Below are 26,641 nucleotides of genomic sequence, written 5' to 3' on the forward strand. Positions count from 1 at the left end.
AGTTTAATTGTGCGCCAGCCGCTATTGCAATTTGCAGCAATGCCGCGACATAATATCGCATGCCCGGAACTTTTCGGAGAGGGGTCGTCTCCGCCGAGGCACGCATGAAGACTGGGGCTCGTAAACATCGGGGCGGCGGCAATGCGTGTGAGATTGTATCAGGGTCTGCACCTGTCCGTGGTGCTTGCCGGCATGGCAATTCTCGTGGGCTGCGAAGAAAGCGGCAACACCTACGTTCCCCCTCCGCCACCTCCGGTTCGCGTCGCTCAGCCGCTCCAGCAACCGGTAACGCTCTATTTCGAACTCACCGGCAATACCGCGCCGCTCAATGCTGTCGATATCGAGGCGCGCGTCCAGGGCTATCTACAATCGATCGACTACCAGGACGGCATGACGGTGATGAAGGGCACCAAGCTCTTCGGCATCGAGCGCGACACCTATCAGGCGCAACTGGATCAGGCGAAGGCGTCACTCGCCTCGCAGCAGGCTTCCCAAGTCGGCGCCAAGCAGGAGTATGACCGCCAGCTCAATCTGTCGAAGCAACAGGTCACCACGCAGACCGCCGTCGACAGCGCCAAGGCAACGCTCGACGAGGCGAATGCGTCCATCCTCAATGCCCAGGCCAATCTCGATCTCGCGACGATCAATCTCGGATATACGGAAGTGCTTGCCCCGTTCGACGGCACCGTCACCGATCACCTCGTCGATATCGGCGCGCTTGTCGGCGTATCCGGTCCCACCAAACTCGCCAGCATCGTGCAGACGGATCCGCTTTATGCCTATTTCAACGTCAGCGAAACTCAGGTGCTGATGATCAAGGAAAGCCTGGCGAAGCAGGGTCATACCTTCAAGCAGACGGACCTTCCAAGCATTCCTGCGGAGATCGGCCTGCAGACGGAACAAGGTTATCCGCACAAGGGCCATCTCGACTACGTCTCGCCGCAGCTCGATGCCTCCACAGGCACGCTTCAAGTGCGCGCGCTGTTCGACAACAAGGACCGCGCCATGCTGCCCGGTCTCTTCGTGCGGGTTCGGGTGCCGGTCGGCCATAACGACAAGGCTCTGCTGGTGCGCGACGACGCCATCGGAACGAACCAGTTGGGCAGCTACCTGCTTGTCCTCGGCAAGGACGACGTCATCGAGCAGAAGCAGGTCAAGACCGGCCAGCGTGAAGGTGCGCTCCGCGTCATCGACTCCGGTCTCGATCCGGCCGACTGGGTCGTGACCCAAGGTATCCAGCAGGCCATCCCCGGCAGCAAGGTCACGCCCGAGAAAATAGAAATGAACCCGCCGGCAGCTGCCGCCGGCGATGCCAAAGCCAAGACCACCACGCAATGAATTCGCCACCATGGTTCATCTGAACGTCTAAGGACAACAGCATGATCTCGCGCTTCTTCATCGAGCGACCGATACTCGCCAACGTTCTGGCGTTGGTTTTCGTGCTCATCGGCGCGGTGGCCCTTTTCCAACTGCCTGTGGCGCAATATCCGAATGTCGTCCCGCCGACGGTACAGGTGACGACACGCTTTCCGGGCGCCAACGCCCAAACCCTCGTTGACACCGTCGCGCTGCCGATCGAGCAACAGGTCAACGGCGTGCAGGACATGCTCTACATGCAGTCGACGAGCGCCAGCGACGGCACTTATTCGCTGACCGTGACCTTTGCCATCGGAACGGATCCGGACCAAGCCCAGGTTCTGGTGCAAAACCGCGTTGCCATAGCGATGTCATCGCTTCCCGAAGCGGTGCAGCTTCAGGGCGTGACGACGCAAAAGAAATCGACGGCGATCCTCGGGTTCGTCACCCTGACCTCGCCCGATAGCCGCTATGACAGCCTGTTCCTGTCGAACTATGCCGTCATCAACCTGCAGAATGAACTTGCCCGCCTGCCGGGTGTCGGCAACGTTACCGTGTTCGGCGCCGGCCAGTATGCCATGCGAATCTGGATGGATCCGAACCTGCTGCAGGCGCGCGGCCTGACACCGCAGGATGTCGTCAGCGTCGTGCAGCAGCAAAGCCAGGAGGTCGCTGCCGGCCAGATCGGCATTCCGCCGGTGCCGAAAGGGCAGGTCTTCCAATACACGCTGAACGTCAATGGCCGGCTGAACGAGGCGGCAGACTACGAAAACATCATCGTCAAGGTCGAGAGCGGACAGGGCGGCCGCGTTACCCGCATCCGCGATATCGGCCGCGTCGAACTCGGCGCCCAAACCTACAGCCAGTCCTTCATGCAGAACGGTCGACCGGCGGCCGGTATCGGCATTTTTCAGCTGCCGGAGGCGAATGCCATCGCGGTGGCCCAGGCGGTGAACACGAAAATGCAGGAGCTCTCGAAGAGCTTCCCGCAGGGCCTCGAATATCACGTGCCGTTCGACACGACGAAATTCGTCGAGGCCTCTATCAACGAGGTTTACGTCACCTTGATCGAGGCGGGTGTTCTCGTTCTCATCGTCATTCTCGTCTTCCTGCAGGATTGGCGGGCGATGCTCGTGCCGGCAACCACCGTTCCGGTTACCATCATCGGCGCCTTCGCGGCCATGGCGGCATTGGGCTTCACCGTCAACCTGTCGACGCTGTTTGCCATCGTTCTCGCCATCGGCATCGTCGTCGATGATGCCATCGTCATCGTCGAAGGGGTTGCCCGGCACATCGAGGCGGGCATGTCCGGCCGACAGGCGGCCGAGAAGGCGATGGAGGAACTGCTCGGCCCGGTCATCGGCATTACGCTGGTGCTGATGGCCGTTTTCATTCCGGCCGCCTTCCTGCCCGGCCTGACGGGGCAGCTCTATCGGCAGTTCGCCCTCGTCATCGCCGCCACGGCGCTGATCAGTGCGATCAATGCCGTCACCCTGAAACCGACGCAATGCGCGCTTTGGCTGCGACCGCCAGTCCCACCAGAGAGACGCAACGTCTTCTATCGCGGCTTCAACAGGGTCTATAACAGGGGTGAACGCAGCTATGCCGGGCTGATCGGATCGATGACCCGCCACAGCGGTATCATGGTCATAGCAGCATTTGCGCTGATCGGAGTCGCCGTCTGGGGGCTCGCCCGCCTACCGACTGCGTTTCTGCCCATCGAGGATCAAGGCTATGTGCTGATCAGCGCACAGTTGCCCGACGGCGCCTCGAACGAGCGCACCGACGCGGTGATGGAAGAGGTCGGCAAGATCGCCGAAGCCACACCGGGCGTCGATCAGGTGCTGACCATCAGCGGCATTTCCGTTCTCGATAACAATGCCAGCCTGCAGAATGCCGGCGTTGCCTATGTCGTGCTGAAAGATTGGGACGAGCGCGGCAAGCAGAAGGGGCAGGATCTGCTGTCGATCTACCAGCATCTGAATAGCGCGCTGCAAAGTTTGCTGGCCGCCAAGACGCTGGTGGTCGTCCCGCCTCCGATCCAGGGCGTCGGCAATGCCAGCGGCTTTACCATGCAGGTCGAAATCAGGAACGGCATTTCCGACTACCCGCTGCTGCAATCGCTTGCCGATACGATCGTCAAGAACGGCAGTGCCCAATCGTCGCTGCAAAGGCTGAGCACGCCTTTTCGCTCGAACGTGCCGCAACTCGCCGTTTCCGTCGATCGCATCAAGGCGGAGACGCTGGGAATTACGGTGGGGCAGGTCTTCTCCGCTCTCTCCGGCTATGTCGGATCGAGCTATGTGACCCAGTTCAACAAATTTGGCCGCACCTTCCAGGTCTATGTGCAAGCCGCTTCCGATTTCCGGGTCAGCGCCGAAGACATCCGCAATCTGAAGGTCAAAGCCGGTGACGGGACGATGGTGCCACTCGGCACGGTCGTCGATGTCTCGACGACGCAAGGCCCGTCTCTGATCAGCCTCTACAATCTCTACCCCACAGCAACCATCGTTGGCGGGTCTGCCGCCGGCTTCAGTTCCGGCCAGTCGCTCGACGTCATGGAGCAGATTGCCGATCGCACACTGCCGCCGGGCACAGGTTTCGAGTGGACGGCGCTGTCCTATCAGGAGAAGGCCGTGGGAGGGCAGATCTATTTCATCTTCGCGCTCGCCATGCTCCTCGTCTATTTCGTGCTCGCGGGCCAGTATGAAAGCTGGATCTTGCCTTTCGCCGTCATTCTCGCCGTGCCGCTCGCCCTCCTCGGCACGGTGGCAGCACTCACGGCAGCCGGCGTTGCCAACAATCTCTATACGCAGATCGGCCTTATTCTGCTGATCGCGCTTGCATCGAAGAATGCCATCCTGATCGTCGAATATGCGCGGGAAAAGCGGGCGGAGGGCATGGAAATCCTGGACGCGGCCGTCGAGGCCGCCCGCCTGCGCTTCCGGCCAATTCTGATGACCTCCTTCGCCTTTATCCTCGGCGTCCTGCCGCTGGTGCTGGCGACCGGCGCCGGCGCATCGGCCCGCAAGTCAATCGGCATATCGGTCTTCAGCGGCATGATCGCCTCGACCTGCCTCGCTGTGCTCTTCGTACCGTCCTTTTACGTCGTGCTGCAGCGCCTCGAGGAATATTGGAAAGGCCGCGCAAAGACCGCAGGCGTCGCAGAGGCAGAGATGCCGAAGGTTCAGTAAGGCTGTTGCAACAACCTGTTGCGCGATCACCTGCGGTTTCGCGCCGGCGCAGGTTGTTGGCGGCACTTCACAGCGCGAGTTTCGAACAGACGCTATAATCCCGAGGTCAGGACCCTGTGGCAGGCAGGCGACACACGTTGCAGATTGTCCCGCAGGCAAGCGATACCCCGCCCTCCACCCAAAGGCACCATGCGGCACAGGGCCTGAAAATCCGATCCGCAGGTTTCGCGCAGGATCATCAGTTCCTCGCGTGGCGAGAAGGCCGGCATCATGGCCCGAGGAGCAGGCGTGGTCGCAACCGTCGCAGCAGCACCGCCGGTGGCTGGGGTTGATCCGGCTGATCCTCCCCCAGTTGATCCTCCTAAGGCCGCAACGGCTTGCTGGCACGGCGCCGATAGAGCGGCATTGTGCTGTTGCAAGCAGCTGAGTGCCTCCGTGCCGCCCGGTGTGACGCCCGAGCATTGCGTCATGAAATCGCGTTGGCAGGCCGATTTGACGGCATTGCGCTGCGCCTGCGTCGGCTGATGTGCCGGTGCGCCCGTCGCCGGCGCTGGGGTGGTCGACCCAGTGGTCGCGGGCGCAGCCGGAGCCGGCTCCGCGGATGTCGACTTGGGTTTGCTCACCGCCGACACCGCCTTCCGGCAGCCAGCCGACAGTGTGGCATCATGCTGTTGCAGACAAGTGAGCGCCTCGATGCCGCCCGGCGTCACCCCTGAACATTGCGCTATGAAATCGGATCGACATTCCGCCCTGATCGCATTGCGCTGCTCTTCAGTCGGCGCCTGCGCGGACGCGACTCCAGCTGAGAACACCGCTACACAGAGCGCTGGCAATCCCAAGACAGCAAACCAAAGACGACGCCTTCCATGCGGAGCCGTCAGTAAAGAAGATGCCCATTGCCGCATTTATTCCTCCCCCTATAAATCCCTGATCTACTTCATGAAATCGAACGCCTGGTGAATAGTATAATAAACGCCCGCCATTCGGTGGGACGTTGCTTGCCGTTGCGAAAATATTAAAACGCCGGCTCCACGTATATTAGAATATTGCTATTTTAGCAACGATCGTGCGCCTGAAAACTGATCAAGGGAAACGTATCACTCATCAGCTTTCTGATCGGAAACCATGCATATCAAAGCAAGTTAACAGGCTCTGCGAATACGTGCTGCCGTCATGCCGCAGCCTCGTATCCTCTTGAAGCCGGGCTCTCGCGGCCTTCAAGCCGAAAGCGTGCAATCATGTCGGTAAGTGCAAGCGCCTCGGACGATAGCTGTTGGGTGGCAGCATTCGTCTCTTCCACCATCGCCGCATTTTGCTGCGTCATACGATCAATATCGTTCACCGACGCGTTGATCGAATGAAGTGTCGTTGCCTGTTCGCGGCTTGACGAGGCGATGAGTTCAATATGGCCGACGATGTGGACGATCTCGCTGGAAATCTCCGTCAGCGCATCGCCCGTGCGGCCGACGAATTCGGAGCCGGACGCAACCTCTCGAACGGAATTATTGATGAGCTCGCCGATTTCCTTGGCTGCGCGAGCCGATCGCTGCGCCAGCTCCCGCACCTCCTGCGCCACGACAGCAAAGCCCTTGCCGGCCTCACCGGCTCTCGCCGCTTCGACTCCCGCGTTCAGGGCCAAGAGATTGGTCTGGAAGGCGATGGAGTCGATAGCGCTGACAATCTGAACGATCTTGCCCGACGCGTCCTCAATCCGTCCCATGGCCGAAACCGCGTCTTGGACCACTGAAGCCGAGGCGTCGGCGCCCTGTTTGGCGCGTTGGACAAGCGCAAGCGCTGCTGCTGCCCGTCCTGAAGAGGTGTTGACGGCGGAAGAAATCTCCTCCACCGCCGCTGCGGTTTCTTCAAGTGCAGCCGCCTGCTTTTCCGTTCGACTGGCCAGGTCATCAACGGCTTCCGCCATCTGTCGGCCATTGTCGCTAATGAGGGAAGACGTCTCGCGGATATCGCAGAGCGTCTCCCTGAGACCCGCCACCGACATGTTGAAATCGATACGGATCCGGTCGAGTTCGGCGGCAAAGGGCGTATCGATCGAAAAATTCAACTCCCCGCGCGACAGCCGTGTGAGTCCGTCTGCAAGCGCCTCAATTGCGGCGTCAACCTGGGCCTTGGCGCTACGTCGCTGGAGTTCGTTGTGGGCGCGCTCAGATTCCGCATCACTACGTGCGATCTCGGCCTGTTGTTCCATTTCGACATTCGACAGCGCATTTTGTTTGAAGACGGAAAGCGCACGGGCCATTTCCCCGATTTCGTCGCCCCGTGCCTCGCCGGTGATTGTGGTATCGAGCCTTCCCTCTGCGATCTTGCGCATCGCTGCGGTAATCTGGGTGATCGGTCCCTTCAGGGTGACGACCAGCGCGGCACCTGCGGTCATAGCAATCAGGATGCCAATGACAATCGCGCCGCCGGATATCCTATTGGCCTGTTGACGATCCTGCCCAGCATTTTGCCTCTGCGTCTCGGCGAATTGAGCAAGCAGGTTCCAGGTGTTGTCGATCTGCCCCGCAGCGCTGTCGAACTCAGCCAGCTTGCGCACCGCACCTTCGGAGAGCGCTGCCGCGTCCGCCGCAAGCAGATCGAGGACGGGTTGAGCCTTCTTCGGAATTTCGGCAAAGACGGGATCGTCGTTCACCACGCCGGCGAGACGGCCGAGCTCGGTCTGATACATGTAGATCGACTGCTGGACTTTTTTCACTCGTGCGTCGTCTGGATTGCCGGCGAGTTCGGCGAAGCCGACGCGGATCTCGTTGTTGCTGTTAACGATGGCGCGCAGTTCGTTGCCGACATTCGTCGCCTGAGAGATATCCTTGTCCGACGCGGCAAGCGCAAGCACGGAGGTCCGCATCAGATCGTCGCCAATCGTCTTGAGACTGTCGCCAGTTGCAGCAAGATTGGCGACGGCGGTATCCGTTGCTGGGACATCCAAAATGTCAGGCGACACCTTCGAAGCGTTGGCGATGGCATCCACAGCAGCGGCATACTGCGCGGCGAGGGCTTCGGTCGCTACAGCAGGCGAAAGCTGCTCCTTTGCCTTTTGCAAATCGGGCGCATATTTGGCTAGCAGGCTTACTTTGTCAGCCGGCGTCGTCGCGTTCGTATAGTCATTGCGAAGTTTTGTCGCGACACTGGCGGCGGCGCTGATGGAGACGGAATTGCTCAGGCCGCTCTTGTTGGCATTTTCCATCTTTTTCGCACTGGCCATCAGCATGAACGAGCGCTTGCCAACCTGCCCTTGCAGGTCAAGTAGTGCAGCGGAAGCAGCGTCCACATCACTGAGAATTTTCTGCTGTCCCGTTTCGATTTGCCAGATCGCTTCGATCTTTTGCGGGATGATTTGCGACTGATCAAGCGCCCGGTCAAGAAGCCGCACATCGGTCGTCGGCCTTAGCCTCTCGATCGTCTGCTTCAGGTTTGCCAGTTGCTCTCGGGCGTCCGCAAGCGCGGTATCACGAGCTTCCTGCGACGGTTTCATCAGAAAGCCGGTCATGCTGGAAGAAACATGTTTGAACCCGTTCAGGGACTGCAAGACATGGTTGGAGATCTCCATCCGTCCCTCGAGCAGGCTGGACGCGTAGTACCCCGTCAGTCCCACTGCGCATAGACTAATGACGAATGGTGCCAAAAGTACGAGCACCTTCGTCTGAATGCGAACCCGCGACATCAAGCCATTTACCACGAATGCACCCTCACCACCGATTGCAGCTAAGCTGTCATTCTTTGCTTAAGAACCGATAAATGGGTTGATCCGAGGACCATGCACGCTTCGCCTATCGGGGAGAAGGGCGTGGTTCAGACACTCGAACAAGCATGTAAGCAGATCGGGTATTCATCATAAGCGGCCCCTGCTGAGGAACTTCTGGAAACGCAAAAAGCCCTCCTTGTCGTCTGCGCTGAACAGGCAATGCACCCGCTCTACGAGGACGTAGTTGGTATCGATTATCTCTTATCAAGAGCCAAGGGGCTTATTCGCCCATCTATGGCTGGCTGCACGCTCCGCGTATGTCTGTTGATGCGCGACCTCGCCGTGGAGGCGATCCTCATTGCCGATTCATCGCCGGCGACGTCACAGGAAGTGTGAGCAGGCCGCCGGTTGAGGGAGTATATTGGTCAGATTATCCCGCAGATCTTCACTTTACGGCCTTCTCATAGACGTTCGGTTTTGGCGCTGCCCAACGACTAAGAGGCCATTCCTACTTTTAACTCGAGCTTGCCAAAAGGGATGCCATGGACACGCGACAAATTCCCTTCAAGGTGACCGCCGTTCGCTTCGTACGAGCGGTCAGGGTCTTCATGACATCGGAGGTCGGCAGCAAAGCTGGCTTGATGTTTGCCGGGCTCGTGGCGCTCTTATTCGCGCTCAGCAGCCTGAACGTCGTCAACAGTTACGTCGGCCGTAACTTCATGACCGCGATCGCCAATCGCGAAACGCCCGAATTCATCCGGCAGGCAATATTCTATATCGGGGTCTTTGCGGCATTCACCATCGTCGCGGTCGTCTCCCGGTTCATTGAGGAACGCCTTGCGCTGCTCTGGCGGGAATTCCTCACCCGGCGGGCCATCAATCTCTATCTCGCCGACAGGGCTTATTATCAGCTGGATGTATCGGGACAGCTTAGCCACCCCGACCAGCGGATCACTGAGGACATGCGTGTATTCACGGTCACTACGCTGTCCTTCGTCCTGATGGTACTCAACAGCAGCCTCACAATCATAGCCTTTTCCGGTGTGCTGTGGTCGATAAGTCCCCTGCTGTTTGTGGTGGCCGTTCTGTATGCCGCTTGCGGGTCGTACCTGACGATCGCGCTTGGGCGACCGCTCATCAAACTCAACTACGATCAACTCGACAAAGAGGCCAGCTTCCGCTCCGACCTAATTCAAGTTCGAGAAAACGCCGAATCCATTGTGCTGGCGCATTGCGAAGAACAGCAGAGCTTTCGTCTACTGCAGCGACTCGAGGATGCGGTCACCAATTTTCGCAAAGTCACCGCGATCAATCGCAACGTGGGATTCTTCACCACGGGTTACAACTGGCTGATCCAAATCATTCCCGCCTTAATCATTGCTCCTGCCTACATGAGAGGGGACATCGACTTCGGCGTGATCACCCAGTCCGGCGCAGCTTTCGCAATGCTGGTGGGAGCTTTTTCGCTGATCATAACCCAGTTCCAGTCCATCTCGACGTTCGCTGCGGTCGTGGCGCGGCTTAGCTCGCTGATGGAGGCTATAGAACAGGTACGAGCACCCGCAGGATCAGGTATCGCGATTGTCGAAGAAAAAGGGCGTCTGGCCTATGAGACGTTGACTCTGCTGTCATCGGCGAGCGAAGTTCCTGTCGTCAAAGACTTGTCGGTTTCGATCCCCATCGGGATGCGTGTCTTGATCACGGGGCCGGCTCAAGCTGCACGCGTCGCGCTGTTTAGAGCGACAGCCGGCATTTCCTTCAAGGGCTCCGGGCGCATCATTCGCCCAGGTCCCGACGATATACTCTTTCTCCCTCAGCGGCCTTATCTGCCGACAAGCACGCTGCACCAGATTCTCGTACGCAACGTACGCTCGAGCAAAATCCCCGACGACCGCATCATCCAGCTCCTGCACGAGCTCAATCTCGAACGGGTGCTAGCACAGGCGGGCGGGCTACATGCCGAGAAGGATTGGGAAATGTTGCTTTCGCTGCAGGAGCAGCAACTCCTCGCACTCGTCAATATTCTTCTCGCGGCCCCGCAGTTCGTCTTCCTGGATCGAATCGACACGACGCTCGGTCTCGAACAATTTCCCAGGATCCTGCAGATACTTTCTGAAAATTCGATCACCTGCATCAACAACGCGGAAACTGACGTCCTGCGCGATTGCCACGATGCGGTGTTGGAATGCGGTGAGGATGGCAGCTGGACATGGACGGTGAACCGCGCCTGAGACAGGGCGCGGCAACGCCGTTAATTTGGTTGTCGTACACCCGCAACAGGTTTAATTTAGCAAATCCTCGTTGCCCTCTTTGGGGGAAGGTCGTGCGGAGATGCTAGTCAAAGATGTGATGACCACGAAGCTTGTCGGTGTATCACCGGATAACAGCGTTCGGCGAGCCGCCGAAATCATGCTCGCAAATCAGGTTAGTGGCGTCCCGGTCATCGACGATGCGGGTCGCCTGATCGGGATACTCAGTGAAGGTGATCTGCTGCGGAGAACGGAGTTAGGAGGGGCAGCAGCCGCCGAACTCGGAACGTTTGCCCTTACCGCCGAAGAGAAAGCCACGGCTTACGTCAAGAGCAACGCGTGGAAAGTTGCCGACGTCATGAGCCGCGACCCGGTCGTCGTAGGCGAGGACACGTCTCTGGGCCAGGTCTCAGCCTTGATGCAGAAACACCGGATAAAACGTATTCCCGTGATGAGAGATGGCGTGCCGATTGGCATCATCAGTCGTGCAGATCTGCTGAAGGCGATCGTTGCTGCCGATCGTGATGAAACCGCACCAGGTGACGAGGCCATCCGTCGCAGCATTGCGATACGCCTCAGCGAAAATACAAGTCTTCTAGGAAAAGACATGGCCGTAACGGTTACTGACGGCGTGGCCCACCTGTGGGGAAGCATCGACACGGAGGAATGCAAGAGGGCAGCGCGCGTCGCTGCCGAAAGTGTCAGGGGCGTGACGCGAGTGGTTGAACACTTCTCCGGCGATCGTCCGTAAGAGTCAGGGGGCTCTTTGCCATCGGCTTCGGATTAAACCTCAGACACCTTCGAATTTGACTGTGCTTCAGACGCGTTTCGTGAGAGTATTAGCTCTTACGCATAGAGGCTTGGCACGAAGCCGTTTTTGACGGCAGGGCGATACATAGGAGCTGGAGGCATTGGTGATGGACCGCCGCAACGGCGTGCCAGCGCCTTAGGCTGATTGAAACGGGCACCATATCGCATATTCGGTCGATAACGATCGCGGGGCAGACTATGCCTCGCGCTTAGCATTCCTTCCGCCAAGCATCGCACCGCCCTCTTCAATCGCTGGCATTTAAAAACTCGTGGCATTTAAAAACTCGACGATTTCTCGCCTTGGAAGATCTTACCGTAGCAATCTGGGCTCAGAGGAGGAGATACCATGGTTTCGCTCAAGACGACTGGAGACGCAAAGGTCGCCATACACAAGAAGATAGCAACGGGCGGCCCCCTTTCGAAAAAAGAATTACAGTCGATGGACGCCTATTGGCGGGCATCGAACTATCTGTCGGTGGGTCAGATCTATCTTCTCGACAATCCGCTGCTGAAAAAACCATTGAAACGCGAGCATATAAAGCCACGGCTGCTTGGCCATTGGGGCACGTCGCCGGGCTTGAACATGCTTTACGTGCACCTCAACCGCGTGATCAAACGCGATGATCTTGAAATGATCTACGTCATCGGACCCGGACATGGCGGACCGTCGCTGGTTGCACACGCCTATCTCGAAGGCACCTACAGCGAAGTCTATCCCAATATCGGCCAAGACGACGAAGGCATGAAGAAGCTGTTCAAGCAGTTCAGCTTTCCCGGCGGCATCCCCAGCCATGTTGCGCCGGAAACCCCCGGCAGCATCCACGAGGGCGGCGAGCTGGGCTATGCCCTTAGCCACGCCTACGGGGCGGCGTTCGACAACCCGGATCTGATTGTCGCTTGCGTTGTCGGCGACGGGGAAGCCGAAACGGGGCCGCTTGCGACGGGATGGCACGGCAACAAGTTCCTCAATCCGGCTCGCGACGGCTGCGTGCTGCCGATCCTGCACCTGAACGGCTACAAGATCGCCAACCCGTGCTTCCTGGCCCGCATTCCCCGTGAAGAGCTAAGGAAATTCTTCGAAGGCATGGGTTACACGCCATATTTCGTCGAGGGCAGTGACCCAGAAAGCGTGCACCAGCAATTGGCCGGCGTGCTCGACACAGCAGTGACGGATATCCAGGAAATATGGGCAGCAGCCCGCACCAAGGGCAACGTGAAACGTCCGATGTGGCCGATGATCGTTTTCCGCACGCCGAAAGGCTGGACCTGCCCCCCCGAGATCGACGGTAAGAAGTGCGAGGACTACTGGCGGGCGCACCAGGTGCCGATGGGCGACATGGACAAGTTGGAGCACATCCAAATTCTGCAGGAATGGATGAAGAGCTACCGCCCAGAGGACCTGTTTGACGACAATGGCCGCTTCAAGCCAGAGCTGGCGGCGCTGGCCCCCGTGGGGCATCGTCGGATGAGCGACAATCCGCATGCCAATGGTGGATTGCTGTTGCGGGACCTGAAGATGCCCGACTTCCGCGACTACGCAGTCTCCGTTCCAAGGCCCGGGCAAACCCACACCGAGGCGGCGCGGGTGATGGGTAAGTTTCTCCGTGATATCATGAAGATGAACATGGACAGCAAGAACTTCCGACTGTTCAGCCCCGATGAGAACAACTCCAATCGCTGGCAGGATGTATTGGAGGTCACCGACCGCTGCTACATGGCGGAGATCTATCCGGAAGATGATCATCTGTCGCCCGATGGCAGAGTGATGGAGGTGCTCAGCGAGCATCAATGCCAAGGTTGGCTGGAAGGTTACCTGCTGACCGGCCGGCATGGCTTCTTTTCCTGCTATGAGGCTTTCATCCATATCATCGACTCGATGTTCAACCAGCACGCCAAATGGCTGAAGGTGTGCAACGACATTCCATGGCGGCGATCGGTCGCCTCGCTTAACTACTTCCTGAGTTCCCACGTCTGGCGGCAAGACCACAATGGCTTTAGTCATCAGGACCCGGGGTTCATCGATCACGTGGTCAACAAGAAGGCGGAGGTTGTCCGGGTCTATCTGCCGCCGGACGCCAATACATTGCTCTCGGTGACGGATCACTGCTTGCGCAGCCGCAACTACGTCAACGTCGTTGTCGCAGGCAAGCAGCCCGCCCCGCAGTGGCTCACGATGGATCAGGCCATCAAGCATTGCAGCGAGGGTCTCGGCATTTGGGAATGGGCAAGCAACGACAAGGGAAGTGAGCCAGACGTCGTGATGGCATGTTGTGGCGATGTTCCAACAGTTGAGACGCTGGCGGCAGTCGAGCTGATCCGGGAGCACCTGCCGGAACTGAAAGTCCGCGTCATCAACGTGGTGAACCTGATGAAACTTCAACCGCCATCCGAGCATCCACACGGGCTGCCGGATCGCGATTTCGATGCACTGTTCACCAAGAACAAGCCGATCATCTTCGCCTTCCACGGCTATCCGTGGCTCATTCACCGGCTCACCTACCGCCGTACCAATCACGGCAATCTACACGTCCGCGGCTACAAGGAAGAAGGAACGACGACGACGCCGTTCGACATGGTGGTCCTGAATGAAATGGACCGTTTCCATCTGGTCGAGGACGTCATCGACCGGCTGCCGCAACTCGGTGCGCGCGCTGCCTATTTCAAACAGGCAATTCGCGAGAAGCTGATCGAACACAGGCAATACATCGAGAAATACGGCGACGACATGCCAGCAATCAGCGGCTGGAAATGGGGCTCGAAAGGCCAGCCGGGAAGGTCCCAAAGAACCTCGACCGAAGGGGATAATGCTTGAGCGGCGGCGTCCAATCGAACGGAGGTTCCAGTGGCAACGAGCACGTCCGACGCAGCACGACATGACAATATCGCGGAGCCGGCGAATCCCGGCTCCGCGGTCGCCTTGCTTTCCAACGATCGGTATAGTGTGCTGGTCACGGCCGCCGGGGCCGGTTACGGAATGTGGCAAGGCCTTGACATTACCCGGTGGCGCGAGGACAGCACCCGCGATTGCTGGGGCCAATTTTGTTATATCAGGGATCTGACGGACAACGATCTCTGGTCCATCGGAAAGCAGCCAATATTTCGCCCTTTAAATGTCTACAAGCACGCCTTTCACGGAGACAGGGCCGAATTTGGCTGTCACGCCGGTGACATTGAAATCGTCTCGAAGATCTGTGTCGCGTCCGATGTGGACTCGGAGGTGCGTGTGCTCATGATCATGAATCATGGTACACGAGAACGAACCCTCGAACTGACAAGCTATGCCGAGGTCTGCCTGATCAATCGTCGCGCGGATATGGCGCATCCGGGTTTTGCCAAGCTTTTTATAGAAACCCGGTTTGACGAGGCGACAGGCGCTCTGTTTGCCCGCCGCAGGCCACGTGCTGCCGGCGAGAAAGCCACTTGGGCAGTTCACGTTTCCTCATCGAACGTGCCGTCTGCCGAAGCGGCCGAATATGAAACCGATCGGCTGAGATTTCTTGGCCGAGGCCGGACGACAACCAACCCCTCGGTATTCGACGTGGGCGCATCGCTCTCCGGAACAACCGGCCCTGTCCTCGACCCGATTTTCTGTCTGCGGCGAACGGTTCGTCTGGCGCCAGGCGCCGACGCGCGCGTCGCCTTCGTCACAGGAGCGGCAGACGATCAGTCGGCCGTGCAGCGCATCGCCGAGAGATACGCCAAGTTCGACGCGGTCGAACGAGCTTTCTCCGATGCGTCAAGGAAATACGAAAGCGAGCTCCGGACACTGAACCCGAAGCCCGACGATATCTCGCTGTTCAATCGGCTGGCCGGGAGCGTCGCATTTGCGAACCAGGCCATGCGGCAGGCGCCCGTTATCCCGAGAGATCGATGGGATCAAGCGGCTCTCTGGGCTCAAGGTATCTCCGGCGACCTCCCGATAGTGCTGGTCCGCGTGGATGACGATGGGGATCATGCACTCGTTCGCCAGGTGACGATGGGCCATGATTTCGCTCGACGGAGGGGCTTGAGATTTGACCTGATCCTGCTTGACGGGGGCGGTGCAGAAAGCGCCAAGCGGCTGGCCGAAAAGCTGCAATCAGGCCCGCAAGCGGACATGATCGGCAAACCCGGCGGAATCTTTATCCTTTCCGAGCCCGGTACCGAAAGCGACCACCTGGCGACCATCGCCGCGGCGGCGCGCATCGTCCTGCTGGGAACCGGCGGTGAACTCAGCGATCAACTCAACCGGCTCTTCCCGGCCACGTCACCTCTTTCGCCCACCATCACCACTGGGCTGAGCGAGCAACCCACAGCCCCTCCGCCTAAACCAGCCGAGGATTTGCAATACTGGAATGGGTTCGGCGGCTTCACAGCCGATGGACAGGAGTATGTGGTGCACGTGAGCGCGCTGAAACCCCAAGCCGCCGCCCTGCCGCCTGCGCCTTGGAGCAACGTGATCGCAAACCCGCATTTTGGCTGTCTGACGACTGAAGCCGGTCTCGGCTACACATGGTCGGAGAATAGCCAGATGAACCGGCTAACACCGTGGTCGAACGACCCGGTTACGGATGCGCCGGGCGAAGTCCTCTATTTGCGGGATGAGGAAACCGGAGATATCTGGACGCCGACACCCCTGCCTATCGGTCCTGGTGCGGCGGTGACCGTTCGTCACGGCCAAGGCTACAGCCGTTATATCGGTCACTGCCGTCACCTCGATCAAGAGCTGACGGTCTCCGTTTCACTCAACGATCCGGTCAAGATCATTCGTCTCAGGCTTACTAACAATGATGTTCGGGCTCGGCACGTCACAGCAACCTATTTCGCTGAGTGGGTACTTGGGACCCACCGCGAAGACGCGGCGACGCGGATTGTCTGCACGCGGGATACGCGGTCGGGCGCCATCGTCGCCAGAAACCCCTGGGGCGGAGCCTTTTCCGGGAAGCTGGCTTTCGCAGCCGCCAGTCAGCCGGCGCGCTCGGCGACATCTGACCGCGCGGAGTTTCTTGGCAACTATGGTTCCGTATTTCAGCCAGCGGCTATGCTGCGAACCAATCTTGCAGAACGGTTCGGTCCATTGCTGGATCCCTGCGCTGCGCTGATGGTGGATATCTCCTTGTCACCCGGCGAAAGCAGAGAAATCGTCTTTGTCTTGGGAGAGACTACCGACCTCGATGAAGTCCGCAGGCTGGTCCACGAGCATGCCGACTCCGAGCGTGCGGTCAGTAGCCTGTCGGCTGTTGTCCGCCAGTGGGACGATATTCTAAACTCGATCCAGGTGACCACGCCCGATGTCGGGATGAACTTGATGATGAACCGCTGGTTGCTGTACCAGGTTCTGGCGTGCCGTGTCTGGGCGCGTACATCCAATTATCAGTCCGGAGGCGCTTACGGCTTCAGGGATCAGCTCCAGGACGTGATGGCTCTGGTCTACAGCGCTCCGAGCGAGGCCCGCTCCCAGATCCTGCGATCGGCAGCACGGCAATTTGAGGAGGGGGACGTCCAGCACTGGTGGCATCCTCCATCCGGTATCGGCGTGCGTACCCGGATCACCGATGACCTCTATTTCTTGCCTCTGGTCGTTCACCACTACGTGTCCACGACGGGCGACGTTCAACTGCTTGATGAGATGGTTCCCTTCATCACGTCGCCGGTGTTGAAAGAAGACCAGGAGGAAGACTTCAGCCAGCCGGCGACCAGCGAACAGTCCGGCTCCATCTACGAGCATTGCATCCGTGCGCTGGAGCATGGCTATCGATTGGGCAGCCACGACCTTCCTCTCATGGGAACCGGTGACTGGAACGACGGCATGAACAAGGTCGGCGCCGAAGGCAAGGGAGAGAGCGTCTGGAACGGCTGGTTCTTCCTCACGGTCCTGAAATCATTTGCCGAGATTTCAGTGTCGCGTGGAGATCAAAGCAGAGCCGCCTGGTGCCGCGAGCGAGTCGAGGCGCTGCGCACAGCCCTTGAGGCCAACGCCTGGGACGGTGGTTGGTATCGCCGGGCCTATTTTGACGATGGCACGCCGCTCGGGTCGGACCTGAACGACGAATGCCAGATCGACGCCATCCCGCAGGCCTGGGCTGTCATTTCGGGCGAAGCCGATGCTGGACGAGCTTCAAACGCGATGCGTGCGGTCCACGACCGGCTGGTACGCCAAGAGGACAAGCTGATCAAACTCTTCGACCCGCCTTTTGACGAAGGCTTGCTACAGCCCGGCTACATCAAGGGCTATGTCCCGGGCATCCGTGAAAATGGCGGCCAATACACGCATGCGGCAACCTGGGTTGTCTGGGCGACCGCTTTGCAAGGCGACGGCGATCTCACCTTAAAGCTTTGGAACCTGATCAATCCGATTTGTCATGGCGCCACGCGAGATCAAGTCGAACGCTACAAGGTGGAACCATATGCGGTCAGCGCCGATATCTATGGCGCGCCGCCACACACTGGGCGCGGTGGATGGACCTGGTACACCGGATCGGCCAGCTGGTTCTACCGCGTAGCGCTCGAGGCAATCCTCGGCTTTCGCCAGCAAGGGCCGTTTCTGCGGTTCGAGCCGTGCGTTCCGGCAGGCTGGCCGGCCTATGAGATCGCATACCGATATGGATCAGCGACCTACCGCATCCGTTTCGACAACGCGAAGGGCATCGGCCGAGGCGTGCACTCCGTCACTCTGGACGGTGAACCAGTCGCGAACGAAGCCGTCTCGCTTGTGGATGACGGACGCATGCATAACGTCCACATCATAGTTGGTTAGCGGCCATGCCCGAAATGCTCTCAACCGACGCTGATCTCGACCGCATGCCAACGGACCAGGACCTCGCTCGGCTGCAATTCACCACTCTTTTGTACTATCTCCAATGCACAAACCCGGACAACGGCCTGGTGCGCGACAAGACAGAACCGAACGCCCCGGCAAGCATCGCGGCGATCGGCATGGCGTTGGCGACCATCCCCGTGGTTGTAGAACGCGGCGTCCTCATCCGCGAATTTGCGGCAAAGATCACCCGCAATCGCTTGAGATACCTGATGGCATGCCCGCAGGGGCCGGAGCCGGATTCATCCGGCTACAAAGGGTTTTTTTATCACTTTCTAGACATCGAAACGGGGCGCCGGGTTTGGCAATGCGAGTTGTCGACAATCGACTCGGCTTTCCTGTTCGCAGGTGCCTTGACCGTTGCCACCTACTTTGATGGCGACACGGCCGCTGAGGCTGAAATCCGCCAGCTCGCGATGGCGCTTTACGAGCGTGCCGACTGGAATTGGGCCTGCGATGGCGGTGCAACTTTAACGCATGGCTGGCGTCCGGAGAGCGGTTTCATTCCCTATCGATGGCGTGGCTATGATGAAGGCCTGCTGCTCTACATCATTGGTCTGGGATCCCCAACTCACCCTTTGCCGCCCGAGTGCTATGCCGCCTACACCGAAACCTACGAATGGCGGAATATCTACGGCCGCGAGTTGTTGTATTCAGGACCGCTTTTTACCCATCAACTGTCGCACATGTGGATAGACTTTCGAGGCATCCGCGATGCGTACATGCGCCACCATGACACCGACTATTTCGAAAACAGTCGGCATGCGACATATATCCAGCAACAATACGCAATCCGCAACCCGATGAACTTTGTAGGGTATGGCGAACATTGTTGGGGGTTCACCGCATGCGACGGCCCGGGTTGGGGTAAGCGGACGATAGATGGGGTCGATCGGGAGTTCTTCGACTACGTAGCCCGCGGGGCTCCTTTCGGACCTGACGATGGGACTATCGCGCCATGGGTCGTTGTCGCCTCGCTGCCGTTCGCGCCGGAGATTGTCGTGCCAACTGTCCGCAACTTTGCGCGGATGAAGCTCGGTATGACGCGGCTTTACGGCTTCAAACCGTCGTTTAACCAGACATATGCGGTGGAAAACAGTCAAGCCGGATGGTGGGTAAGCCCTTATCACTTCGGCATCGACCAAGGACCGGTGGTGCTGATGATCGAAAACTATCGGACCGGCTTGCTCTGGAACATCATGCGCCAATGCAAGCCCATCGTGACCGGGTTGAGACGTGCGGGATTTTCAGGGGGCTGGCTTTAGATTGGATGCCGCTTGGATTCTATCGCCTCACGCCCGCGGATGCCAACTCTCGCCTTCGTTGTCAATTGGTATCTTCCGGGCATGCGAAGGCGAGCTGGATTACTTCAACTTGGCGGGATCAAGGGGTCGGCGGCTGTTTTGTTCGCCGCATGCTCAGTCGACAATATGATAGCCGCCGTCCACATAGAGCTCCTACCCAGTGATTGGGCGCACGGCGCTTCTCGGGCCGAAAGGGTTGATCATGCGCATTACATCGGTTTCAGGGTGCTGTTATGAGTGCAAGCGTGTGGCGGGCGATCATCAGTTCCTCATCCGTCGGCAGGACGTAGAGCGCGACGCGGCTCGCAGAAGTGGAAATGAGCACCGCGCCCGCTTCGTTGGCCGCGGGATCGAGTTCGGCTCCCAGCCAGGCAAGCCGTTCGGCGATGCGAGCGCGGATTGGCGGCGAATTCTCCCCGACGCCAGCCGTAAAGACGAAAGCGTCAAGACCTCCAAGCGCGGCGGCAAGCATGCCGGCACTGAGCGCACAGCGATGGACGAAGTGATTGATGGCGAGGGCCGCACGCGGGTCATCGCTGGCAAGAAGATCGCGCATGTCGGCCGAAATGCCTGACAGCCCCTTCAGACCGGACGCCCTGTAGAGAAGGTCCGTAACCTCCCCCATGGTCATTCCTCTGTGATCGAGCAGGTATAGCACGATGCCGGGATCCATCTGGCCCGGGCGGGTGCTCATCGGCAAGCCATCGAGTGCCGTGAAGCCCATCGTAGTCTCAAGGCTGCGTCCGTCCTTCAGCGCGCACATGGACGCACCGCTGCCGAGGTGGGCAACTATGATGCGTCCACCGGCGATTCCGGGCGCGACTTCGGCCAACCGCTCGGCAATGTATTCGTAGGACAGGCCATGAAAGCCGTATCGTCGTACTCCGTGCTCGTAGTAGTCCCAGGGCAAGGCGTAGCAATCCGTATGCGGGGCGTGGCCGCGATGGAAAGCGGTGTCGAAACAGGCGACCTGCGGCACATCCGGATTGATTTCCATCGCGAGGCGGATCGGCGCGAGGTTGTTCGGCTGGTGCAGCGGAGCAAGCTCCTGGAAAGTCGCAAGCTTGTCGAGTGTGTCGCGGTCTATGAGGATCGGTTTCGCATAGTCCGGGCCGCCATGAACGACGCGATGACCCGTGGCACGGAGCGTGAAACCCTTAAGGGTCAGCAACCACGCACGGATTTCAGCGATTGCCGCCGGCAGGTGGTCGACTACGTCCGGCGCATATCGACGATCAACCAGGACCGTTCCGTCGGCGGCGCTCGCCGCTAGACGGGGCCGTACTCCGATGCCATCGATCTGGCCGCGAATGCGGCAATTGGGGCCGGTGTCGGCGATCTCAAAGATCTGGAACTTTAGGCTTGACGAGCCGGCGTTGACGACAAGGATCGCGTCCATGGTTCAGGCCGCCACTTGTGTCACACGCCGCCGGGCGGCGGAATGGATCACTACACGGGGCTGACCGAGCCCGACCGTCGTCCCGAGGTCGATTGCATTCTGCACGATGTCGCGTTTAACATCGAGGTCGGGAGAGATGTTGATCGCCGCGTCGGTGATGAAGAGCGTGTCGGCGTGGTCAGGCACATCCATCACGAAGATATGGCTGACGCGGCGTTCGGTGCGCAGGCCGGTGGCGGGGGCCGTGACGTCGCGCATCAGTTCGTCCGTATGGAGGCTGCCCTTCATGAGGAACTCGCCCTTTCCCTCTCGTACCAGGACGACTGCCTTCGCCGCAGCGGCGTGGCTATTTGGAACGTCGACGATTTCGTGCTCTTTCAGATCAAGCCCATTCTCCGCGGCCACCGTCTGAATTCTTGCGGCGGGCTCCACCAGGACCGGTACGATCAGTCTGTTCTCGGCGTCAAGCGCGCCCTGCAATGACGTCTCGTCGCAGGGATGCGCCACGATCGTGACGGCAGGCGCAACCTCCCGTGCAGCGGCAATCAGTCGGTCGTATTTTGATTGTTCAGGTTTGGTCGTGGAAAGGTCGGTCATTGGGAAGCTCCCTCTGCTTCGATCAGGATGCGTTGCGAACGCGAGCGCTCTTGCTTGCCGGTCCGCGGACTGGGTTGCTGCCGAATTCCTCCTTGCCGAGGCTGAACAGCTCGGCCACACGATCGAGGCAATCGGCTCCCGCCGGCTTCCAACGCCCGACGACACCAGCAGCTCGCGCAGGGCCTCGAAGGCCTTTCGGCGCTCGTCCATGTCCGCCGGCAGGAGTGCCGGAATTGTCCCAAGGACCCGGGCTCGTCGATCAAGAGGACGAAATACTGTTCTCGCATCATCGTCTTGAACCCAGCCAGCGTCAATCGACCTGCGCTGGCACGACTTTCGTAGCCGAGGCGCAAGGGGTGGGGATGCCGCATCGGCCACCGGCGGCGTAATGGCCGCCCGGACGGCTGGCTAGGCAAAGACGCGGTAGTTCGCGAGATTGATCTCCGAAAGTCGGGCCGCAGCGGCGGAGCGATGTTCGTCCTCGATCTCATTGCCGGCGGCCCTACGGGCATGCGTGTTTGCCAGCGGCTTCCAACAAGCAATCGATCCAGTGACTCGATTGCCCGCCGAGCGGGCTGCTCCACGAGGAGCGTTTTGTTTTTTGGAGGGAAAGATTTGGTTGCGGGGGCCTGAAGCCACAGCGACTTGTAACTTCGGCGGAACAGCCGGTGTTATTTGGAAGAAATTTCCCACTACGCCGTAACAAAACGTCGGTACCGACCGGCTCAAGCCATTTGCCTATGGAACAATAAAATCGGTACGGCGCTATCGAAAGCGCGCGCTTCGCAAGCGACCTTCGCCACATCCGGACCGACCCGGTCTTGCTCCGCCAATGACAATAATCTTGTGAAAAATCCGATTTTAGGGCACAATTTTTGAACGCATCGGAAGTTGCGGCGCAATCTCAAATCCGGCCGTCTCGCGCCGGGTAGCAGTTCGCGTCGGAGGGTCGGCGTCGATGGATCAGGGGTTCTTTCTTCTGTTCGCTACGGTGTCCGTGATCACCGCCTTGACGCTGGTCATGGCGCGCAATCCGGTTCACAGCGCATTGGCATTGATGGCGTGCTTCCTGCAGATATCGGCAATCTTCGTCTTGCTCGAGGCGCCGCTGCTCGCGGTCATCCAGATCTTTGTCTATGTCGGCGCGATTATGGTCCTGTTCGTCTTCGTGATCATGATGATCGATGTGCGCGAAGCGGTCTTGCAACGGTTCTTGCCGGGCGGCAACATGGCGGCTCTGGTGTTGCTCGTCCTGCTTGGGATCGAGATGGTTGCGCTGGTGCTCTGGAGCGGCCGCTTTTCGCTCACGCAGCCCGTCACCGTGCGCGGTGGCGATCAGGTCAGGCAGCTCAGCACAACGCTGTTCGCCGACTATCTCCTGCCGTTTGAAGTTGCGTCCGTCATCCTGCTGGCCGCCCTGATCGGGGCCATCGTGCTGGCGCAGAAGGAGCAGCGGTGATGGTTCCGCTCTGGTGGTATATTTTGCTCGGAGTGGCGCTGTTCGTGATCGGAGCGGCGGGCGTGCTGCTCAGGCGCAACATTCTGGTCGTGCTGATGTCGCTGGAGCTGTTGCTCAACTCGGTCAACATCAATTTCATCGCTTTCGGGCGTTACTACGCCGATTTCCGCGGTCAGATTTTCGCGATCTTCGTCATCGCAATCACCGCGGCGGAGGTTGCCGTCGCCCTCGGAATCCTGGTCGCCCTCGTGAGGAACAAATCTACCCTCAAGGTCGACGACGTGACCATGATGAAAGGATAGAGGCTTGGACCCGGTGGTATCGATCCGGCCGCTACTTGCCGTCGCCGTCGCGGGCCTGGCGGCCCTTGCAGTTCTTCTCCTGAACAACCGCGAGAAACTCCGCGATATCGTCTCGCCATTGGCGGCAATCGCCATGTTCGCAATTGTCGTCTCGATGGCGCCCACGGTGCTGGCGGGCGGGACGGTCGAATTGCGCCTGTTTGAGGTTCTGCCGGGGATTGACTTGGCTTTCCGGGTCGATGCGCTCGGCATGGTGTTTGCCACCGTCTCGTCGCTGCTGTGGATTGTCGCGGCGATCTATTCCATCGGCTACATGCGGCACTTGAACGAGCATGCGCAGACCCGGTTCTTCGCCTGCTTTGCCGCCAGTCTCGCGGCAGCGGTCGGAGGCGCCTTCGCCGCCAATCTGTTCACGCTGGTAATCTTCTACGAGATGCTCACCCTCGTTACCTATCCGCTCGTTTACCACCACGAAGACGAAGAGGGATGGATGGGCAGCCGCAAGTACCTGGTCTATTTGATGGGAGCGTCAAAGAGCGTGCTTCTCGCCGCGCTGGCGCTGACCTACCACATTGCGGGATCGCTCGACTTTGTCACGGGGGGCCTGCTGGCAGGGAGCGATGCTTCGGCGGCGCTGCTGACAGTCGTCTATTTCTGCTACCTCTTCGGCTTCGCCAAGGCTGCGGTGATGCCGATGCACGCATGGCTGCCTGCCGCGATGGTGGCGCCGACACCGGTCAGTGCGCTCCTGCATGCCGTGGCCGTGGTCAAGATGGGCGTGTTTTGCGTGCTGCGGTTGGTGTTCCATGTGTTCGGCACGGGGCTGGTGGACGGGCTAGGACTGGGCATCGCCACGGCCTATCTGGTCTCGTTCACGATTCTGATGGCGTCGGTCTACGCCCTGACGCGGGACGACCTGAAGGCGCGGCTCGCCTATTCCACGGTCAGCCAGCTCTCCTACATCGTGCTGGGCGCGGTTCTGCTCTCGCCGGTCGCGATGGTCGGCGGGATCATCCACATCGCGGCGCATGCATTCTCAAAGATCACACTGTTTTTCTGCGCCGGGTCGATCTATTGCGCGTCCGGCAAGCGCAACATCAGCGACATGGCTGGTATCGGCCGCCGGTTGCCCTGGACGATGGGGGCGTTCTTCGTCGGCTCACTCAGCATGATCGGCGTGCCACCGACTGCGGGGTTCGTGAGCAAGTGGTATCTGGCGCGAGGCGCGGTGGAGGCGGGGGAAATCGCGTTCCTGATCGTGCTCCTAGCGAGTTCGGTCCTCAACGCCGCTTATTTCCTGCCGGTCAGCTATGTCGCCTTTTTCGGGACGGAGGCGCAAGGGAGCCCGGCAACGGTCCGTGAAATTCCGATGGTGACGATCCCGCTAGTTGCGACCGCCATCCTGTCGGTGGCGATGGGCATCTTCCCCGACTATTTCGTCGCCTTGGCGGAAGGAGTTGTCAGGTGATAAAGCGCTTGGTCGATTTCTTTGGCGACGGAAAGTATGCGACCGAACGGCGTCGGCTTTTCTATCTGGTGCTCGTCCTGATCGTCATCGCCGACTTCCTGGTGCCGCGCGAACACGCCGAATACCCGTGGGACCGTCTGCCGGGCTGGTCGGCCGTCTACGGCTTCTTATCCTGCGTGCTGCTGATTTTCGTTTCCAAGTTCCTCGGCCATCGGGCTGGGCTCATGCGGCGCGAGGACTATTATGACTGACTTCGTCCATCCCGCCCTGCTGTTCATTCTCGGTGCCCTGCCGATCCCCTTTCTGAACGGGTCGATCCGCAAGGCCTATCTGCTGCTGATCCCGATACTTGCGATCCTCACCGTGCTCACGATGCAGTCAGGCAGCTACGGCGCGGCATCGTTCATCGGGCAGGAAATCCTCATCGCGAAGGTCGACAAGCTGAGCATCGTCTTCGCAACGGTCTTCACCATTATGGCGCTGATCGGAACGGTCTATGCTCTGCACCTGACGCGCCCCGGCCAGCATGTCGCTGCGTTCGTCTATGTCGGCAGCGCGCTTGGCGTGGTTTTCGCCGGCGACTACCTGACCTTGTACCTGTTCTGGGAAGGCATGGCGTTTGCCTCTGCCTATCTGGTTTTCGCCCAGGGCGGCCGACAGGCGATCGCCGCCGGGTTCCGGTATCTCATGGTCCATATAACTGGCGGCGTCGTCCTACTTGGCGGCGTCATTCTCTACGGGCTCTCGACTGGCTCGCTGCTCTTCGGCCCGATCGCAGGCGAGATGGGCGTCGGCGCTTACCTGATCCTTGCCGGGTTCATGCTCAACGCCGCTGTGCCGCCGCTCAACGCCTGGCTGACCGACGCTTACCCGGAGGCGACTGTCACCGGCGCGGTGTTCATGAGCGCCTTCACCACCAAGACCGCCGTCTATGTGCTGGCGCGGGCGTTTCCGGGAACTGAACTTCTCGTTTGGCTCGGCACCGCGATGGCGCTCTACGGCGTCGTCTACGCGGTGCTGGAGAACGACTGCCGGCGGCTACTGGCCTATCACATCGTTAGCCAGGTGGGCTACATGGTGGCGGGCGTCGGCATCGGCACCGAGATGGCGGTGAACGGGGCCACCAGTCATGCCTTCGCACATATCCTCTACAAGGCGCTCTTGTTCATGGGTGCTGGGGCGGTGATTTACGTCACCGGCCGGCGCAAGCTCACCGAGCTTGGTGGGCTCTACAAGACCATGCCGGTGACCGTGGCGCTCTACATGGTTGGCGCTTTCGCGATTTCGGCATTTCCATTCTTCTCGGGCTTCGTCACCAAGTCGATGGTGGTGGCCGCCGCCGGACAGGATCACCGCGCTGTGATGGTGCTCGCGCTGACGATGGCGTCGGCGGGGACGTTCCTGCACACCGGACTGAAGCTGCCGTACTACATGTTCTTTGGCACCGACCGTGGGCTGGAGGCGCGGGAGCCGCCCCGCAACATGCTGGTTGCGATGGGCATGGCGGCGGTGCTCTGCATCGCGATCGGGGTGTTCCCTCAGCCGCTTTACGATCTTCTGCCCTATCCGGTGAACTACGAACCTTACACCGGCGTCCATGTCACCGAGAGCCTTGGCGTGCTGATGTTCACCGCCTTGGGTTTTGTCATATTCCTCAGGGCGCTCGACCCCGAGAACACGATCAGCATCGACACCGATTGGTTCTACCGCAAGGGCGCTCGGGTCTTCATGTGGATCGCCGGAAAACCGCTGGCGCGCTACGAGAAGGCGGTGAGCGACGTGTCCGAGACTGCTGTGTTGCCTTTCCTGCATGGGGCGGCGCGAATGGGACTGCGGATCGATGTCACCGGCGTTGACGCCGTCGTGAACGGCGTCGCCCGCTCGATCCTGCGCGGCGGCGGGCGGCTCCGGCGGCTCCAGACCGGCGTCGTGACCCATTACGCGCTGGCGATGATCGCTGGTGTGATCGCAGCCGCCGTGGTCTTCGCCGTGGTATGGCGGTAGGGG

Annotated in this window: 15 protein-coding genes and 1 pseudogene; 12 read left to right on the plus strand and 4 right to left on the minus strand. The window is 59.7% G+C overall.

The genetic code is table 11. From position 1 onward, the window contains the following. Positions 1-141: 141 nt before the first annotated feature. Positions 142-1,338 carry an efflux RND transporter periplasmic adaptor subunit gene (locus BS629_RS14890; RefSeq protein WP_018243713.1) on the plus strand — a complete coding sequence of 399 codons (1,197 nt, stop codon included), beginning with the start codon at positions 142-144 and terminating at the stop codon, positions 1,336-1,338. A 41-nt stretch (positions 1,339-1,379) separates the two neighbouring features. Beyond that, positions 1,380-4,550 carry an efflux RND transporter permease subunit gene (locus tag BS629_RS14895; protein WP_018243714.1) on the plus strand — a complete coding sequence of 1,057 codons (3,171 nt, stop codon included), beginning with the start codon at positions 1,380-1,382 and terminating at the stop codon, positions 4,548-4,550. A 92-nt stretch (positions 4,551-4,642) separates the two neighbouring features. Here the strand turns inward: BS629_RS14895 and BS629_RS39735 are convergent, their stop codons facing one another. Next, complete coding sequence (locus BS629_RS39735) at positions 4,643-5,455, minus strand: hypothetical protein (protein WP_018243715.1); 813 nt, start codon at positions 5,453-5,455, stop codon at positions 4,643-4,645. A gap of 266 nt (positions 5,456-5,721) precedes the next feature. Next, entirely contained in the window at positions 5,722-8,244 is a 2,523-nt protein-coding gene (locus BS629_RS14905; RefSeq protein ID WP_018243716.1) for a methyl-accepting chemotaxis protein, read from the minus strand. Between the two features lie 548 nt (positions 8,245-8,792). On the opposite strand from BS629_RS14905, the gene BS629_RS14910 reads away from it, so the two are divergent. The 5 genes from BS629_RS14910 to BS629_RS14930 all read left to right on the plus strand — a co-directional run bounded on the left by BS629_RS14910 (position 8,793) and on the right by BS629_RS14930 (position 19,370). Next, complete coding sequence (locus BS629_RS14910; protein ID WP_018243718.1) at positions 8,793-10,481, plus strand: ABC transporter ATP-binding protein/permease; 1,689 nt, start codon at positions 8,793-8,795, stop codon at positions 10,479-10,481. A gap of 100 nt (positions 10,482-10,581) precedes the next feature. After that, the gene (locus BS629_RS14915; RefSeq protein ID WP_018243719.1) at positions 10,582-11,250 is read left to right on the plus strand and encodes a CBS domain-containing protein; all 669 of its coding nucleotides are present in this window, start codon (positions 10,582-10,584) and stop codon (positions 11,248-11,250) included. 405 nt (positions 11,251-11,655) lie between these two features. Then, complete coding sequence (locus tag BS629_RS14920; protein WP_018243720.1) at positions 11,656-14,121, plus strand: phosphoketolase family protein; 2,466 nt, start codon at positions 11,656-11,658, stop codon at positions 14,119-14,121. Between the two features lie 30 nt (positions 14,122-14,151). Beyond that, positions 14,152-18,045: a GH36-type glycosyl hydrolase domain-containing protein gene (locus BS629_RS14925; protein ID WP_018243721.1), complete on the plus strand. Its 3,894-nt coding sequence runs from the start codon at positions 14,152-14,154 to the stop codon at positions 18,043-18,045. 5 nt (positions 18,046-18,050) lie between these two features. After that, positions 18,051-19,370, plus strand: coding sequence for a glucoamylase family protein (locus BS629_RS14930; protein WP_018243722.1), 1,320 nt, complete (start codon positions 18,051-18,053; stop codon positions 19,368-19,370). Positions 19,371-19,629: 259 nt separating this feature from the next. On the opposite strand, the gene BS629_RS14935 is transcribed toward BS629_RS14930, so the two are convergent. Together BS629_RS14935 and BS629_RS14940 are read right to left on the minus strand one after the other, a co-directional pair. Then, entirely contained in the window at positions 19,630-20,808 is a 1,179-nt protein-coding gene (locus tag BS629_RS14935; RefSeq protein WP_018243723.1) for an acetate/propionate family kinase, read from the minus strand. A gap of 36 nt (positions 20,809-20,844) precedes the next feature. Continuing rightward, positions 20,845-21,405 (minus strand): annotated as a pseudogene (locus BS629_RS14940) (phosphate acyltransferase); the annotation flags it as partial. A 958-nt stretch (positions 21,406-22,363) separates the two neighbouring features. On the opposite strand from BS629_RS14940, the gene BS629_RS14945 reads away from it, so the two are divergent. From BS629_RS14945 to BS629_RS14965, 5 genes are read left to right on the plus strand one after another with little or no spacing between them, the layout of a single operon-like run. After that, a complete protein-coding gene (locus BS629_RS14945; RefSeq protein ID WP_017961909.1) occupies positions 22,364-22,864 on the plus strand; it encodes an NADH-quinone oxidoreductase subunit J family protein in 501 nt (166 codons plus the stop codon). Then, positions 22,864-23,166 carry an NADH-quinone oxidoreductase subunit NuoK gene (gene nuoK, locus BS629_RS14950; RefSeq protein WP_017961910.1) on the plus strand — a complete coding sequence of 101 codons (303 nt, stop codon included), beginning with the start codon at positions 22,864-22,866 and terminating at the stop codon, positions 23,164-23,166. The genes BS629_RS14945 and nuoK overlap by 1 nt, the downstream gene beginning before the upstream one ends. Before the next feature lie 4 nt (positions 23,167-23,170). Beyond that, the gene (locus BS629_RS14955; protein WP_018243726.1) at positions 23,171-24,634 is read left to right on the plus strand and encodes a monovalent cation/H+ antiporter subunit D family protein; all 1,464 of its coding nucleotides are present in this window, start codon (positions 23,171-23,173) and stop codon (positions 24,632-24,634) included. Further along, positions 24,631-24,885, plus strand: a complete 255-nt coding sequence (locus BS629_RS14960; protein WP_018243727.1) for a hypothetical protein — start codon at positions 24,631-24,633, stop codon at positions 24,883-24,885. Before BS629_RS14955 ends, BS629_RS14960 begins: the two co-directional genes overlap by 4 nt. Continuing rightward, entirely contained in the window at positions 24,878-26,638 is a 1,761-nt protein-coding gene (locus BS629_RS14965) for a Na(+)/H(+) antiporter subunit D (protein ID WP_018243728.1), read from the plus strand. The genes BS629_RS14960 and BS629_RS14965 overlap by 8 nt, the downstream gene beginning before the upstream one ends. Positions 26,639-26,641: the final 3 nt, after the last annotated feature.

It is taken from the genome of Rhizobium leguminosarum bv. viciae USDA 2370, from assembly GCF_002008365.1.
GTDB lineage: Bacteria > Pseudomonadota > Alphaproteobacteria > Rhizobiales > Rhizobiaceae > Rhizobium > Rhizobium leguminosarum.